13 protein-coding genes are annotated in these 16,037 nt (G+C 38.0%); all 13 read right to left on the minus strand.

Annotated elements, in window-relative coordinates; all coding sequences use genetic code 11:
• Positions 1-567: 567 nt before the first annotated feature.
• Positions 568-2,529 (minus strand): glucans biosynthesis glucosyltransferase MdoH, encoded by a 1,962-nt coding sequence (gene mdoH, locus I6F65_RS17355; RefSeq protein WP_197114137.1) that lies wholly within the window; start codon positions 2,527-2,529, stop codon positions 568-570.
• Positions 2,501-4,120: a glucan biosynthesis protein G gene (locus I6F65_RS17360; protein WP_197114139.1), complete on the minus strand. Its 1,620-nt coding sequence runs from the start codon at positions 4,118-4,120 to the stop codon at positions 2,501-2,503. The genes mdoH and I6F65_RS17360 overlap by 29 nt, the downstream gene beginning before the upstream one ends.
• A 322-nt stretch (positions 4,121-4,442) precedes the next feature.
• On the minus strand, positions 4,443-7,172 hold the full coding sequence (locus tag I6F65_RS17365) for an ExeM/NucH family extracellular endonuclease (protein WP_166110022.1): 2,730 nt from the start codon (positions 7,170-7,172) through the stop codon (positions 4,443-4,445).
• A 134-nt stretch (positions 7,173-7,306) separates the two neighbouring features.
• Positions 7,307-8,314, minus strand: coding sequence for a porphobilinogen synthase (gene hemB, locus I6F65_RS17370; protein WP_024610800.1), 1,008 nt, complete (start codon positions 8,312-8,314; stop codon positions 7,307-7,309).
• Positions 8,315-8,326: 12 nt separating this feature from the next.
• Positions 8,327-10,177: a diguanylate cyclase gene (locus I6F65_RS17375; protein WP_166110016.1), complete on the minus strand. Its 1,851-nt coding sequence runs from the start codon at positions 10,175-10,177 to the stop codon at positions 8,327-8,329.
• Complete coding sequence (locus tag I6F65_RS17380) at positions 10,177-10,962, minus strand: TatD family hydrolase (protein ID WP_024610799.1); 786 nt, start codon at positions 10,960-10,962, stop codon at positions 10,177-10,179. Before I6F65_RS17380 ends, I6F65_RS17375 begins: the two co-directional genes overlap by 1 nt.
• Positions 10,962-11,492 carry a hypothetical protein gene (locus I6F65_RS17385; protein ID WP_166110013.1) on the minus strand — a complete coding sequence of 177 codons (531 nt, stop codon included), beginning with the start codon at positions 11,490-11,492 and terminating at the stop codon, positions 10,962-10,964. Before I6F65_RS17385 ends, I6F65_RS17380 begins: the two co-directional genes overlap by 1 nt.
• Position 11,493: 1 nt before the next feature.
• Complete coding sequence (tatC, locus tag I6F65_RS17390; protein WP_024610798.1) at positions 11,494-12,234, minus strand: twin-arginine translocase subunit TatC; 741 nt, start codon at positions 12,232-12,234, stop codon at positions 11,494-11,496.
• Positions 12,235-12,282: 48 nt separating this feature from the next.
• Positions 12,283-12,615 (minus strand): Sec-independent protein translocase protein TatB, encoded by a 333-nt coding sequence (tatB, locus tag I6F65_RS17395; RefSeq protein ID WP_024610797.1) that lies wholly within the window; start codon positions 12,613-12,615, stop codon positions 12,283-12,285.
• 5 nt (positions 12,616-12,620) lie between these two features.
• Positions 12,621-12,878, minus strand: coding sequence for a Sec-independent protein translocase subunit TatA (gene tatA / locus I6F65_RS17400; protein ID WP_024610796.1), 258 nt, complete (start codon positions 12,876-12,878; stop codon positions 12,621-12,623).
• A gap of 80 nt (positions 12,879-12,958) precedes the next feature.
• Entirely contained in the window at positions 12,959-14,560 is a 1,602-nt protein-coding gene (gene ubiB / locus I6F65_RS17405; RefSeq protein WP_197114141.1) for a ubiquinone biosynthesis regulatory protein kinase UbiB, read from the minus strand.
• Between the two features lie 9 nt (positions 14,561-14,569).
• Entirely contained in the window at positions 14,570-15,244 is a 675-nt protein-coding gene (locus I6F65_RS17410; protein ID WP_024610794.1) for an SCP2 domain-containing protein, read from the minus strand.
• Positions 15,245-15,255: 11 nt separating this feature from the next.
• On the minus strand, positions 15,256-16,011 hold the full coding sequence (gene ubiE / locus I6F65_RS17415; protein ID WP_197114143.1) for a bifunctional demethylmenaquinone methyltransferase/2-methoxy-6-polyprenyl-1,4-benzoquinol methylase UbiE: 756 nt from the start codon (positions 16,009-16,011) through the stop codon (positions 15,256-15,258).
• Positions 16,012-16,037 lie beyond the last annotated feature (26 nt).

Consider the following 16,037-nt stretch of genomic DNA (forward strand, 5'->3'; position numbering starts at 1 on the left):
AACTATCATTTTTTTGTCAAAATATGCACGAAGAGCGAACCCAAAAAGAGATAAAGAAAAAGGACGATTAAAATGCGGCCTGAATCCAATTATCTCTTAATGTCTAACCTATGAAGGAGTGCTAAAGTCGCTCATTATAATGCTTAAGTTCAACCTTGAGAAAAGATTGCTAGAAGGTTATCTGGTTACTATTGTTAGCATTATAAATTTATTTAATGAAATACCTTATAAAATAAGCGCATGTAAAATAGCTTTAATTACACTAATTGTAATATGCCAACCTTATAGGGAATAGATTGTTCTGCCAGATTAGATGGCTGATGGCATCAAAACCACTCATATAGAGAAGCCATATATCGTAATTTTAACTTCATCATCGAGATATGCTTTCGTCGTAATAACAGCCCATTAGTTTAATGCCATAAGCATTAAGCTGGTAATTAATAGCACTTGTAGTTAGTGGTGCTTAAATTTTTAAAGTGAGCAGTATTTAAATTTAATAGGGCTATTAAAAAGACAATAAAAAAGGAGCAATAAATTGCTCCTTTTTTATTTGAGAGTGTGGCGCTAGTTAAACTTTTTTATTGCCTTTGTTTTTAGCGCTTTCATCTTTGGTTTGCGTGGTGCCTTAAAACTATGTATTGGCATAGTCACCAAGCGGTCTTCAGGCAGTACAGGTATAGAAAATGGGTAAGAGCCTTCTGCTGGTACCGAAATCTCTTTAAGGTGAACTTTAAGCGCCTCTAGCGTTGAGTCATTATCAACTTCACTAGGGCAAATAAATATTCCCATTTTTCTAAGGTATACGCCTAATTTAATACTGCTTGAATAACGCACAATAGGTGCTGCTAATATTAAGCCTAATAAAATAGGTGATAACCACCAGAAAAATACTGGAGTGAAGTAGTAAGCAGTGCTACCCCATGCAATTGCAACAATGGTTGAAAATAACGTGTAACCAAATGCTTCTTTCCATGGAACCATACGACCTTCACGTGGTTGTGCATCCCATTTAACTTTTTTACCTAAGAATACACAAATAACAAAGTAGGCATGAAATACCATCATAAGTGGTGCAACAATAATAGCAAACACAGTCTCAATCAATGAGCCTAATATTAGCCTGATAGAACCACCAAAACGTTTATTTCTGTGTACTAGGGTTACTATTACGCCCATTAATTTAGGTAGTAATAAAATAATAATAGTCAGATACAGTAATGAATCTATTAAATCTGTTTTAGCTATTTGCCATGTCGGAAATAATTGATATACCCGGTTAAAATACACATCACTATTTAAGGCACGTGTTACAGCATCAATAGTGCTTAGCGCTAGCATAGATAACCAGATTAGCGATGAAATGTAGGCAGTTGCACCAAGTAAAAAGTGAAACTTACTCATAAATTTTAATTTTGACGAAGATAATAAACCAAGGTGTTGGATATTACCTTGTACCCAGCGTCTATCGCGTACAGCATAATCTAAAATATTACTTGGTACTTCTTCGTAGCTACCTTCAATATCTGAAATTAGTAGCACGTCCCAGCCAGCGCTGTGTAATAAAGATGCTTCAACAAAGTCATGGCTTAAAATTTCACCGCCAAAAGGAGCTTTGCCTTCCAGTGTTGGTAAACCACAACAAGTGATAAATGCATCAACTCTGATAATTGCGTTGTGACCCCAGTAGTTTGCTTTATCGGTTTGCCAAAATGCAGAACCAGTTGCCAACATTGGGCTATAAAGTACAGAAGCGAACTGTAAAAAACGACCAAAAAAGGTATCTTGACGAACAGGGATTGGGATTGTTTGAATAAGCCCAGCTTGTGGATTGTTGAGCATACTTGTTGTTAGCTCTAACATACACTTACCAGTCATTACACTGTCTGCATCAAGAACAATCATATGATCGTAGTTGCTGCCCCAGCGCTCACAAAACTCAGTTAGATTACCTACTTTACGATTTTTATTATCTTCACGGCGACGATAAAAAACTTGTTTTGCAGTATCACCTAAACGCTCACACAACGCATGCCAAGCATTTAGTTCGTTTGTTGCTATTTCTGGGTCTTGTGTATCGCTTAATAGATAAAAGTCAAAGTTATCCAGTTCACCTGTTTCTTTTAACGATTGTAAACTTACTTCAAAACCAGCAATAACACGGTGAGTGTCTTCGTTGTAGATTGGCATTACAACAGCAGTTTTTTGCTGGGCAAGTGCCTCGCTATCAAAAGTAATTGGTTTAATACGCTTTAACGTTAGTGGGTCAATTCGTAGTAATTGCAGCACAAATCCAATTGTACCGCTACAAAACGCCGTTACGATCCACGCAAAGGTAATTGAAAACAATACGAGTAAAGCGTATTCAAGTAGGGTCATTCCGTTTGAGCTTAAAATCTCAAACATAATAGATATACCATAACCTGATATACCAATTGCTGCGATAGCAAACAACAATACGCGAATCGTTTTAAAGGGCATAGACGTTGGTGTCTTTTGCTTACTTGATGTCATTTGGATACCAGACATAACTCCATACCTCGCTAATTTCTTTGTCATGTAGTTTTAGCGATAAACGCATGTCTACAGGTTTACCATCTTGTGGTGCAATTTTAAAAGCTACACGCCATCCAAATGTTTCTGGAAGTTTTTGCACAGTTACATCAGTCACTTCACCGGTAGTTAATTGAATATCTGCTTTTAACTTTAGCGCTGCAGATAACTGGTTAAGCTCTGGACCCGAAAAATCTACTGTGAATTGGCGATGACTTTTAGGTGGTGGATTATCCTCACCTGGTAATGCAGCGCTACCAATTCGAGTACGTTCTACTCGTGCTTTGTCATGTTGGTTTAAATGAGCATTAAAAGTCGTCATTTTATAGCTTAACTTTAGTGAGTCACCTGCTTTAAAAGGTTTTTCAGGTACCCAATAACTTACTATATTGTCGTTTGTTTCTGTGTCTGTTGGTATTTCTACTAATTCAACACGGCCATTACCCCATTCACCTTCTGGTTCAATCCAAAGGCTAGGACGGTCATGGTAATGTGCTTCAGTATCAAAATAGTTATTAAAGTCACGGTCACGTTGTGCTAAACCAAAACCTTTTGGGTTCTCGTAAGTAAAAGACGTAACGCTTAACTGCGCTGGGTTATTAAGTGGACGCCATACCCATTTGTTGTCTTGTGATCTTGTTAATAAACCATCAGAATCATGTACTTCAGGGCGGTAATCATCAAAGAATTTAGTGCTGTTTTCACCGTGGTAAAACATACTCGTTAATGGTGCAACACCTAGTTTTTTAACATCTTTACGCGCAAATATTTGCATATCTACTTTTACAGCTGTGTTTGTTGTTGGGTCTACATTAAATCTGTACGCCCCTGCAACAGAAGGGCTATCAAGTAGTGCAAACATCACAATATTAGTTTGATCTGGTTTTGGCTTAACTAACCAAAATTCTTTAAACATTGGAAACTCTTCACCAGACGCTTCAGCAGTATCAATTGCTAAACCACGAGCTGACAGTCCGTAAACTTGGTTTGGACCAACAACACGAAAGTAAGAAGCACCCTGAAATACCATAACTTCGTCTTTATATTCATTGGTATTTAATGGGTAATGTAATCTAAAACCAGCATGACCAAGCTGTGTGTTGGCAATGCTTTTAGTGATTTCGTCTTTTAAAGGAGCAGCTGTACCGTCATATTGATAAAAGTCAGTATTGAATGGGAGACGGCTACGTTTAGAATCGCTATCAACTGTATTTATAGTTACTGGTGTTTTGTATAAAAAACCAGGGTGAAATAGCTGTAGTTCGTAAAGACCTTCGTCTTTCCATACTGACTTGTCTTTTCTAAAGCGAATAGAGCGGTAATCTTGATAATCAATATTATTAAGTGCATCAAGCTCGATGTTTTTAGGTGCAACATATTCTTCGGCGGCTAGCTTTTTTGCACGTGCGCTTATTACATCAAATAGACTGCTTTGTGGGATTGCCACATCAACAGTGGCAGCAAGTGCTTGATTGCTGTTGCCCCAAGCAAAAAACATAATAAGTAGACCCAAAAGTGGCTTTGAGCTCTGTTGCCATGTTGGTATTAAATGGGTTAATTGTTTCATTTTCATTCCTTTATAAAAACACGACTTATTTTTATGGTTAGGGTTAATATTGATTCATCTATTTAACACTTGATTGGTTTACAGCAATATTCGAACCTAAATAAAAGCTTTTAAATATCAGCAGTTAACATGCTTTAATTTAAGTTGGTTACATTTTTTGTGTAAATTACACTCAGTTGCATGTAGTTATTTCTTGATTAAACAGATGGTTTTCAAATCATGTTAAAGATAATACGGGTTGTTTAATGAAGCTTGTCTGAATTACATTTGTATAAAAATAAAAAAAGCCGCAAAAGCGGCTTTAAAAATGAATTAAAATTAATTATTTCTTTTTAAATCTACGCATCACTGAAATAGGTGCTAAAAGCAGTGTTAACCAAAATAATGATCCAGAATCGTTATCATCATTATCGTCTATAACCACTTCGTTTACTTGAATTACAACCGTTGTCGTTTCAGATGTATTTCCAGCACTGTCTTTTGCTTGAACAGCCAGTGTGATAGTACTCTCAGAATCAGAATCAAGATCACTAGCTATTATAAGCTGTCCTTGTCCATTAATAGAAACCTTTTCGCTACCAGAAACTATAAATTCAACCACTGGCGATATATCAGCATTTGGATCGCTAAATACGAGCTGACCTATTACAGTACCTACTGAGCTACCCTCATCAATTGAGAAGGTTTGATCTGCAGCAATAACCGGTGTTTGTTCCTCTGGAGTTAAAATAACTTCAGATTTAATATCAATGATGACAGGGTCATGATCTGATGCACGATATGCGCTTTCAGAGTATAAGCTAGACTGTTGAGCGTCGCTTTTAAACTCAGTATTGTAATCAAGTGATATTGGCTCATCAGCATTAATATGCCAATCTTGCGCTGAAACCACTTTGCTGAGCAGCGACTCTGTAGCTACAGCATGATCTAAGCTTCCTGCGCGACCAGAAAAGCTATAAGAGTAACCAAGTGTATTGCCATCAAGCTCTGCAACTACATTCTTATATCCTTTATCTGCAAATGCACGTATTGGGTCTTCCATTGCGTAAGCATTCATGTCGCCAACTAAAATAGTATCTTCGTCGTCAACACCTGTTGGTTTGCTATCAAGCCAATCTGCGTAAGCGTTAGCACCTTGCGTACGTATTTCATTCCAACAAGCCTGACCATCGTTTTGATCTTCGTTAGCACCGCTTGCGCTACCACAACCACCTTTAGATTTTAAATGTGCTACGGCAACAGTAAAAATTTCATCGGTTGCTAAAGATTTAAAGCTTTGCGCAATTGGAGTACGGTTACTAAAATCAAATGGCGCTTCAGTTGTAATAGCTGCAGTACCTACTTCTTCTACTTTATTAGCACGGTAAATTAATGCTGTAGTGATTGCATCAGTACCTATTTGATCAAGATTGAAGTCAACAAATGCATATTGGTTGGCTGTATCAGCATCGTTTAATGCATTTACTAGGCTAGCAATGGCGCTAAACTCACCAAAACCATCATTTTCTATTTCCATTAAACCAACAACATCTGCTTGCATTGCGCTAATAGCACTAACAATTTTTGCTTCTTGGCGAATAAATTCAGCTTCGGTGTCTGCACCACGATCGGTAGGAAATCCTTCACCTTGACCATCACCATTAAAGTAATTAAGTACGTTAAAGCTAGCTACACGTAAGTCTGCATCAGCATTGAGTTCAGGAGCATCTTCGCGCGCATTTGTTGCAATAAACTGAGGTGCTACCGTTGGGTGAATACGGTAAAGGCTAAAGCTATAAGTAAGAACACCTGTAACAGTGTTTACTGTATCGCCAGTACGTAATGTGTTTTCTGCAGACAAGCCTGGGGTAGGGTATGCCGTTGGATCTAAGTTTTGTACTGTAGAGCCATCATCAAGTAAAATCTTTTTAAGTAGGTTTTCTGTTTCAACAGCATTGGCTGAATCACCAGGCAATGCTATTTGCGTGCCTTGATATAGTCGCTCTGTTGCTAATTCAACTTCGCCAAAACGACCAAGACCAAAGTTGTCGGTAACTACTAAAGGCTGCTCTAAAGTAACTAGCATACCCTCAAATGCTTCCAAGTCAGTTGCGTCTGCTAAAGGCAAAGTAATCTTTGTAGCTGCGACAGATAAACCAGTGTCACAAATAGCAACTTGGCTTACGCTACCAATTTGTGTTGCATCAAAAAACTCTTCAACAGTACCTTGTACTCGAACATGATCGCCAACACTTACATCGGTATCTGCAAAGAAAACAAAAACGCCTTCAGAGGTAAGTGGATTGCTATCAACATCATCAGAAAGAGAGCTTACAAAGAAACCATCAAGCTCTCCATCACCTTGAAAATCAGCAGTAACAATACCTTCTAACTCTACTTGAGTACCAACAAGAGGGCTTGTACTGCCATCGCCTTGAATAGCATTAATGAGTGTTTTATCTGCATTACATACTAATGGTTCAAGTGGTTCAGGCTCCGGTACTGGTTCAACACTGCTGCCGAAAACACCTAGTCCATCAAAATCATCTTGATCAAATTGCACCCATTCTTCACTTGGATCAAAAGCGGCATCAGGTGTTGTGCGACCTACTAGAATACTTTCTTTACGACGAAGGGTCTTATTTTGTGTTTGTACACCACCTTCAGACCAGAATGAACCAGGATCAACACCGCGTTGACCAAAGCTATCTATAACAGTAGTGCCTTGAGTTAGTACTAACGCATCATCACCATTAAAGTTAGCAACGCCACTTTCAATATCCGCTTTTGCTTTAAGTTCATCAACAGAGCTTGAGTTTACAATTACATATGTACTGTTAGCCGCAAGTGTACCCGTTAATTCAATTGAATTACCGACTGTTGTGCTGCCATTTGAGTATAAACCAAGTGTGTAGCCATCTAGCGAGATGTCGCTTGTTGATGTGTTATAAAGCTCTATTGCTTTATTATTACTACCACCTTCAACGTATTCAGATATGATTAAATTAGCGGAGGCTGGTGCACTTAGGCTTGCAATAACAAGCGCTAGTGGTGTTATTTTTGTTTTAAACATTTTTTTATTATTCCCGTGTATTTTAAAATCCCAAATGGGACACCAGTTTAGAGAATAAACATGACGAAAATAATACAAAAATGTAAATAGATGTAAATAAAAGGCGGTTTATCCGCCTTTTTGTAATTAATTTACTATTTAGCTAGGTAGCGAGCGGCTTGTTTAGCAAAGTAGGTTAATATGCCATCAGCCCCAGCACGCTTAAATGCAAGTAAAGACTCCATTATAGTCGCTTCCTCACTTAACCAACCGTTATCGATTGCAGCTTTGTGCATTGCATACTCACCACTTACTTGGTAAGCGAAAGTAGGTACACCAAATTCATCTTTTACGCGACGAACAATATCTAAGTAAGGCATGCCAGGCTTAACCATAACCATATCAGCACCTTCTTGTAAGTCTAATGCAACTTCGCGTATCGCTTCATCAGAATTTGCAGGATCCATTTGGTAGGTTTTTTTGTCAGCACCTTTTAAATTTCCGGCTGAACCAATCGCATCCCTAAATGGACCATAATAGCTAGATGCATACTTTGCTGAATAAGCCATTATGCGAGTGTGAACAAATCCATCTGCTTCAAGAGCTTCACGAATTGCAGCAATGCGACCATCCATCATGTCTGAAGGAGCGATTACATCAGCGCCTGCTTGCGCATGTGAGAGTGCTTGTTTAACTAAGATTTCAGTTGTTACATCGTTTATTACATAGCCCGCATCATCAATAATGCCGTCTTGTCCGTGGGTAGTAAATGGGTCAAGCGCACCATCTGTAATTACACCCAACTCAGGAAAAGCCTCTTTTAAAGCGCGAACGGTGCGTTGTACCAAGCCATCATCGTTATATGCTTCTTCTGCAAATAATGATTTTTTATCTGTAGGTGTTACCGGAAAAATAGCAACGGCAGGTATGCCAAGTTCAACGAGTTCTTTTGCTTCAACCAATAGTAAATCTATTGATAGGCGCTCAATACCTGGCATTGATTCAATTGCTTCACGGCGATTCTTACCTTCAAGTACAAAAACAGGATAAATAAGATCATTTACTGTTAGCTGGTTTTCAGCCATTAGACGACGTGAAAAACTATCACGGCGCATTCTGCGCATGCGGGTGTACGGAAAAAGGTCTAGTCCTGATTGGGCCATATTAATATGCTCCTACTGTGGGGTTGGAAAGGTAATTACTTGATTACGACCGTGCTGTTTAGCGTAATAAAGCGCTTTATCGGCGCATTCAGTAAAAATTTCGGGATTGTTAATATCGTTGGCAACGTCAGTATAAACGCCAGCACTTATTGTAAATTTAATGTCTGTTCCATCAACTACTACGCCACTTTGTGCAATCGTTTGGCGTATTTGTTCTGCAATATCGTACGCGCCTTTATTTTCTGTATTCGGTAATAGCACTACAAACTCTTCACCGCCATAGCGTACAACCTCGTCAAGAGGTCGCTTTAAGCGATTTTTTATAATGCTTGCAACTGCTTTAATAACTTGATCACCAGTTGGGTGTCCATATGTATCGTTAATGGCTTTAAAGCGGTCTATATCAAGCATTATTATACTCAATGGTGTTTGTTCTCTGCGAGAGCGTCGGGATTCCATTACTAATTTTTTATCAAAAAAGCGGCGGTTTTTTATGCCAGTTAAGGCATCCTCTGTATTGAGTTGTTCAAGTTCTTGGTTTTTTTCTTCAAGTTCTCGCAAGGTTACTTGTAGTTCAAAAGTACGTTCATTTACTTGTGTTTCTAGTTCTTGGCTTGTTTTTTCTTGTAGTGCAAAGCGCTCTTTTAATAATGTATCTTGGGCTGCATTTTTAGCAATTAAGGTTTGTTGTGTAATTACTTGCTCATCACGCTCTAAAATAAATAGTTTCATTACGCAGTAGCACAGGCAAAAGGTGCAGCTAAAAAAGCATATAAATACAAAAGCGAGAGTACCTCTATTAAATGCATATAACCCCATAACAGCAGCGATAAGGTAAAGCATAACCACCAAGAAAAAAACAAGCGAAAGAGCCAGTGCTTTGTTCGGTTTTGAGGCGTTTTTACGAATACATGAAAATGTAGTTACAGTGTAAAAACTTAAAATAATAGGGGTGGTTATTAGGCAAAACAAAGTGATAGTTGAGCTTGGCAGCATCCAAATAAACAATATCGAAATCGCAAATAAGTTAGTTATTATTCTCTGTACATTAAACAGCTTAGAATTTGTAGGTTGGCAAATTTGTCGCTGCAAAGGGAGGAATAATAAAGTAACCAGCATTAGTAATATGGGAATCATAATCTGCTGAATCCCCGGTATATTTGGATGTAAATACCGAATACCAAACCCACAAAGATATAAAAGTAAAAAACCTAATGTTAGTGTTATAACACCGGCATATGCAAAGTAACGCTTATGTGAGAACCCATATAAAACAAGGCAGCTTACTGCTAACGAAAATACAAAACCGATGAATAAGCCGTATACCAAGTTAACATTACCTTTATGGGCTAAATAAGCATCTTGCTGCCATATTGTTAGCGGTATGCGTAAACCAGCGCTATTGGTTACTTTTAGAATGACGGTAGTTGTGCTGTCAGCAGGTATCGTTAATTTAACTAATAACGACTCACTCTTTATTGAGCGCTGAGATAGTAAAAATGCATCGCCTATTAGAGTTTCAAAGAGCAATGTCGAATTATGTAAGTGAAACACCTGAACTTCATTTAACAATGGGTTATCGAGTGAAAGTAGCGGAGTAACATCATTTTTTAGAGTGTTTTTTATTGAGAACATCAACCATACAGGTCGCTCTTCTAACCCAAGGTTTAGAGGTTTATTTTTTATTGTATGCCATTTATTAAAATCACTTTGTGTTGCACTTAGTAATGAGGTTGGTTCAAAAGAATAACGCACAGTGTTAATGCTTTCATGTTTAAAGTGGTCATTTATTACAGGATCAGCAAAAGTGAAAAATGCGCAAAGTAGCATTAATAAACTAAATAATGCTTTTACGTACGACATTAACGCGCCTCTAAGCCAAAAATATCATAAAAGTTTTTTGTAGTTTGTTTTGCTACCAGCTCTTCATCTATTTGATAAAGCTGAGCAATTGTTTGGCAGATATAAGGCAGCAATGAAGGTTCATTTTTACGCGACTTTGGCTTTGGCTTGACTGTGCGAGGTATTAAAAAAGGCGCATCTGTTTCAATTAATAAACGCTCAATAGGAATGCTAGGTATTAGCTGCTGCAAGTCTTTACCACGTCGTTCATCGCACACCCAACCGGTAATGCCGATATAAAGCCCTAAATCTAAATAGTTTTTTAGCGCATCAGCATCGCCCGTAAAGCAGTGTAATACACCTTTTACATTAAACTCTTTGAGTATAATGAGCATATCACTACTTGCATCTCGCTCATGTAAGTAAACCGGTAGGTTTAGCTTTTCAGCTAAAGCAAGTTGACGCCTTAATACACTTTTTTGTACGTCTCGAGGTGAAAAGTCTCGATTATAATCAAGACCACATTCACCAATTGCTATAACGTGCTTATCTTTTGCAAGGAGAGTTAGTTGGTTTTCGAGCTCATCAGTGGCTGATTTAGCATCATGAGGATGTACGCCGGCTGTAGAAAATTGCTGATACTTTATGGCAAGCTCAAGCGACTGCTTACTACCAGCTATATCGCAGCCAATAATAAGCATACGGCTAACACCTGCGGTATTAGCACGAGTAATAACATCTTGATGCTGCTCATCAAACTGATGGTTAGTTAAGTTAACCCCAGCATCAATTAATGTGTATGACATTATTTAGTACGTTTAACGCGAATAGAGCTGTTTTTACCTTCTTTTTTCAATAAAAAAGAATTAAATGCGCCACGGCTAATTATAATAGTATCGTCTTCTTTTAAGCGCATCCGATCTGAACCAACTTGACGCCATTGTTGATCGTTATCTAACGAAATAATTAATTCGCCGTAAGCCGCCTCTTCAACAGATGTAACCATCGCCTTAATTTCAGTTTCTTTTTCTACTTGTACTTCTTGCTTATGCTCTAAACCAAAACCGCCAGTTGTTACCTCAGCTTGCACTGGTGCTGTAGCGACCGAATTTGCAATTACAGGTACATTATTAGCGGCTGGTGGTGTTAGTGTTTTTGTTACCGACGGCTTTACAAGTGACTTGCCTGCAATTGTATTGTCGTAACAAAGCAAACGATTAAAATCGTTTTCAATAAAGCTACATGCTTGCAGTGCTTGCTCATTAATTGGTGTTTCTGCTTGAGCTGCAAAAATAGGTGCACTTAGTAAAACGAGTAGTGATAATTGCTTTTTCATTTTATTCCTCAGATTTTTGTTGTTCTTTAGCGGTATAAAATTTTGCTAAAATTAGACCTAATTCAAACAAAAGCAGCATTGGAAATGCTAATAATGTTTGTGATAGTACATCAGGTGGTGTTAAAAACATTGCTACTACAAAAACGCCCACCACGATATAAGGACGCTTTTCTTTTAAGCTTTTTGTTGTTGTTGCACCACTCCAGCATAGCAGCATAATGGCCACTGGAATTTCAAATGCGACACCAAATGCAAAAAACAGTTTTAATACAAATCCTAAATAGCTGCTTATGTCGGGCGCAAGGGTCATCATTTCTGGGCCCGTACTTGTAAAAAACCCTAAAATAATTGGTAGTACCACAAAATAGCAAAATGCAATCCCACCATAAAATAATATGATACTTGAGGCGAGAATAGGCATAAGCATACGTTTTTCGTGCTGGTATAAACCTGGGGCTATAAACCCCCATATTTGATGCAATATCCACGGAATAGATGCAAATAAAGCGACAAACAAAGTAAGCTTAAATGGTGCAAAAAAGGGCGCAGTTACGTCAGTTGCAATCATGGTTGCAGTACTTGGCAAATGCGAGACTAACGGCTGTGCGACAAAGGCATAAATGTCATTCGCAAAATACACAATGGCAATAAAAATAACAAAAATGCTTAATAGTGCTTTTATTAGCCGATCCCGCAACTCAATTAAATGAGCTACAAACCCCGATTTTACTTCCTCAACCATTATTATTTATACCATTTAGTAAGTTGACCATTGAAAGAGAAATAAATTTCACTTTTTTTCATCAATATGTTGGTTATTTTCTGGATCTGATGGCTGTTTTTTATAACTGTGGGTAACCGATTGGGCTGCTTGTTGTAATTCACTCAATGAATTTTGCAGCTCAGGACTTAAGTCTTTTAAATTTTGTTGCTCTGCTTTTTTAAGGTTCTCGTGTAGTTCGTGTACACGCAGTTCTTCACTGACCTCTGCCTTTACTGAATTAGCAAGTGACTTAGCAGTTTTTATCCAACGGCTTACAGTTCTTATAGCCACAGGCAAACGCTCAGGACCTAAAACGACTAAACCAACAATAAGAACAACAACGAGTTCCCACATTCCCATACAAATTAAGCCTTGTTGCTATCTTTGGTTTTTTCAGTATTAACTGGTTCGTTTGGAGCTGCGCTTTCTGATTTTTGAATTTGCTCAGTTGTCTCTTGCTCTGTTTTATCTGTACTTTTTTCATCAGACATCGCTTTTTTAAACCCCTTAACAGCACCGCCCAAATCACCGCCAATGCCGCGTAATTTTTTAGTACCAAAAAGAAGAACGATGATTGCCAATACAATCAATAATTGCCAAATACTAATACCACCAAAACCCATGGTTTTCTCCCATTTATAAAATAATTAAATGTATATTTTAAATACTAATTATACGCCCACTAGCGTAAATAGCACTTAGTTTATTCGCTTTGCCACGCAGCTATAAACCCCACTACAGAGCATGTTATTGCAATACTTGCGGCAATAAAATCGTGCTGTAAATAACAAAGCGCTGCCATAATCATAGTTGCACTACCAAACAAGCTTAACACTAAAGGTTTATGAGATGCCTTTTGTACTTGTATTTGAGAGTGCGGCGTACGTTTTAAACTTTGATAAATTAAATCAGGTAATTCAGGCATTTTTTCTGCCCAAAATGGCAAGTTAGCATACATTTGTTTCAATACCGATAATGGACCAACTTGTTGTTTTACCCAATCTTCTAAAAATGGTTTTGCTGTTTGCCACAAATCTAATTGTGGATAAAGTTGTCTACCTAACCCTTCTACATATAGTAGCGTTTTTTGTAGTAGCACTAATTGAGGTTGCACCTGCATATTAAATCTGCGCGCAGTATTAAAAAGGTTAACAAGCACATGACCAAACGAAATTTCAGCTAAAGGCTTATTAAATATAGGCTCGCATACAGTGCGAATAGCAAATTCAAATTCTTCAATACTCGTATCGTACGGAACCCAACCAGAATCTACGTGTAGCTGTGCAACTTGGCGATAATCACGATTAAAAAAGGCAATAAAGTTTTCAGCTAAATAACGTTTATCTTCTTTGTTGAGTGTACCTACAATACCGCAATCTATACCAATATACTTAGGGTTTTCTGGGTGTTCACGCGAAACAAAAATATTACCAGGGTGCATGTCAGCATGAAAAAAGCTGTCTCTAAATACTTGTGTAAAAAAGACTTCAACACCGCGTTCGGCGAGCAGTTTCATATTAGTGTTTTGTGCCAGCAATGCATCAGTATCAGATACGGGTATACCGTAAATCCGCTCCATTACTAATATATTATGACGGCTGTAGTCACTATAAACTGCTGGAATATAAAGCGAGTCCGAATCTTCAAAGTTACGTTTAAGCTGAATGCCATTAGCGCCTTCACGCATTAGATCGAGCTCATCAAGCAGTGTTTTTTTATACTCTTTTACTACTTCAACAGGGCGCAGACGTTTTGATTCGTTATGTACTTTTGCAAGTACCTTGGCGAGCTTTTCCATTAACGCCAAATCGGCATTAATTTGTTCGTGAATGTTTGGACGAATAACTTTAATTACAACGTCTTGTTCAATATTTTGATCATCAATAAGTGTAGCAGTATGAACCTGCGCTATTGATGCTGAAGCCAGCGGTGTTTGCGAAAATTCACTAAACAACTCGCTAATGTCATTAATATCGAGCGCTTTTTCAATTATTTTTTGCGCAAGTTCACCTTCAAAAGGTTGTACTTGGTCTTGTAAAAAAGCGAGCTCTAAAGCTATATCGTGTGGTAATAAATCGCGACGTGTGGAAAGCATTTGCCCAAACTTAATCCACACTGGACCTAATTCTTGCAACGCTAAACGTAAGCGTAAACCTGCAGGCTTGTTTTTATGTTTATTACGTAGCCAAAATAAACTACCTCGAGCCGCTTTGGCAAACCAAGGGATTTTATGCTTGGGAATTAACTCATCCAACCCGTAGCTAAGTAATGTTTTAGTGATGTAATACAATCGTGCAGTCGACACAAAAAATCCTTAGCGGGTTACGGTGTTTAGTAGGGTATTTATACGTTGTTCAATGGCAGCAACTTGACCTTTGAGCTCTCTATTTTGTTGTTTAAATTGCTCAAGCTCTAGCGGATGAATTGTAATCGCAAGCTCGTCTTGGCATAAGCTTGTAAATATGGAACTAATTTGAGCTTTTGTTTTATTGCTCTGCTGTCCAAGTGCTTTTAAATATAGATACAGTTGTTGTGCAGGGGCATCGCCAATGTATTTTGATAGTTGTTCTGGCCAATCGATATCTAAACCCGAAAATGCATTACTGTAAGTTTGGGCAATATTTAAATCACCTTGTAAATCGAGTTTATCTTGGCGTATTAACTGCGTAAGCATTGCTGGGTTTTTTAGCGCAATGAGAGTGTCGATGTCTGCGCTTATCATACAGTCAGCGTTATCACTGCTTTGTGCGGTATATAAATGTAATTTTTTATCGGCGAAAACGAGTTGAATGGTTTGCTGCCAATTCCTCACTTCAACTACTAAGCGCTGTTGTTCTACGGCGCTTAGTTTTTGCGATAGTTGTGGATCGAGTTTAAGTGCTTGATTAAGTATGCGCTCAATAAGCGACAGTACAAAATTAGGTAACATAAAAAAAGTTGATGTATTTAACGCACCATTATTTTTCTCAGTTGCTTGTTCAAGCGTCATTAATCTCTGCCTTAATATTTAAAACCGCGATGAAGTGCAACAATACCACCGGTAAGGTTTTGATACGTTGTTTGTTCAAAACCAGCATCATCCATCATTGCTTTTAAAGTATCTTGATCTGGATGCATACGAATTGATTCAGCTAGATATTTGTATGACTCACTGTCGTTAGCAACTAGTTTGCCCATTGTTGGTAATAAATTGAATGAGTAAAAATCGTAAGCTTTGCTAAGTACTTCATGCTCAGGTTTAGAAAACTCTAATACCAATAAACGACCACCTGGCTTTAAAATACGGTACATAGAGCGTAATGCTTTATCTTTGTCAGTTACATTACGTAAACCAAATGCAATAGTGATCACATCAAAGCTATTATCTGGAAATGGCAGCATTTCGGCGTTCATTTGTACGTAGTCAATATTGCCTACTAACCCAAGGTTATGTAGCTTTTCACGACCAACCTTAAGCATTGAAGAATTGATGTCGCCTAAAATAACCTGACCTGTTTCACCAACTAATTGGCTAAATTTAGCAGTTAAATCACCAGTACCGCCAGCTAAATCAAGTACATGATGACCTTTACGTACGCCAGAGCTTGCAATTGTTTGACGCTTCCATAAGCGATGCACACCAAAAGACATCAAATCATTCATTACATCGTATTTTGCCGCAACTGAGTGAAATACGTCTGCAACCATTGAGGCTTTATCGTCTTCGGCTACTGTTTTATAGCCAAAATGCGTGGTCTTTTCTGGTGTCTCGTTCATGATTAATCCTATCGTGGCAATAAACG

Origin of the sequence: Pseudoalteromonas sp. SWXJZ94C (assembly GCF_015864385.1) — a bacterium.
In the GTDB taxonomy this organism is placed as follows: Bacteria; Pseudomonadota; Gammaproteobacteria; order Enterobacterales; family Alteromonadaceae; genus Pseudoalteromonas.

What these genes read in the sequence shown, in the direction of transcription:
- tatA (WP_024610796.1), bottom strand. Translation starts at nt 12,878, where the DNA reads ATGGGTTTTGGTGGTATTAGTATTTGGCAATTATTGATTGTATTGGCA.
- I6F65_RS17375 (WP_166110016.1), bottom strand. Translation starts at nt 10,177, where the DNA reads ATGTCGTACGTAAAAGCATTATTTAGTTTATTAATGCTACTTTGCGCA.
- hemB (WP_024610800.1), bottom strand. Translation starts at nt 8,314, where the DNA reads ATGGCCCAATCAGGACTAGACCTTTTTCCGTACACCCGCATGCGCAGA.
- tatB (WP_024610797.1), bottom strand. Translation starts at nt 12,615, where the DNA reads ATGGGAATGTGGGAACTCGTTGTTGTTCTTATTGTTGGTTTAGTCGTT.
- mdoH (WP_197114137.1), bottom strand. Translation starts at nt 2,529, where the DNA reads ATGTCTGGTATCCAAATGACATCAAGTAAGCAAAAGACACCAACGTCT.
- I6F65_RS17385 (WP_166110013.1), bottom strand. Translation starts at nt 11,492, where the DNA reads ATGAAAAAGCAATTATCACTACTCGTTTTACTAAGTGCACCTATTTTT.
- I6F65_RS17410 (WP_024610794.1), bottom strand. Translation starts at nt 15,244, where the DNA reads ATGACGCTTGAACAAGCAACTGAGAAAAATAATGGTGCGTTAAATACA.
- I6F65_RS17365 (WP_166110022.1), bottom strand. Translation starts at nt 7,172, where the DNA reads ATGTTTAAAACAAAAATAACACCACTAGCGCTTGTTATTGCAAGCCTA.
- ubiE (WP_197114143.1), bottom strand. Translation starts at nt 16,011, where the DNA reads ATGAACGAGACACCAGAAAAGACCACGCATTTTGGCTATAAAACAGTA.
- I6F65_RS17380 (WP_024610799.1), bottom strand. Translation starts at nt 10,962, where the DNA reads ATGTCATACACATTAATTGATGCTGGGGTTAACTTAACTAACCATCAG.
- I6F65_RS17360 (WP_197114139.1), bottom strand. Translation starts at nt 4,120, where the DNA reads ATGAAACAATTAACCCATTTAATACCAACATGGCAACAGAGCTCAAAG.
- tatC (WP_024610798.1), bottom strand. Translation starts at nt 12,234, where the DNA reads ATGGTTGAGGAAGTAAAATCGGGGTTTGTAGCTCATTTAATTGAGTTG.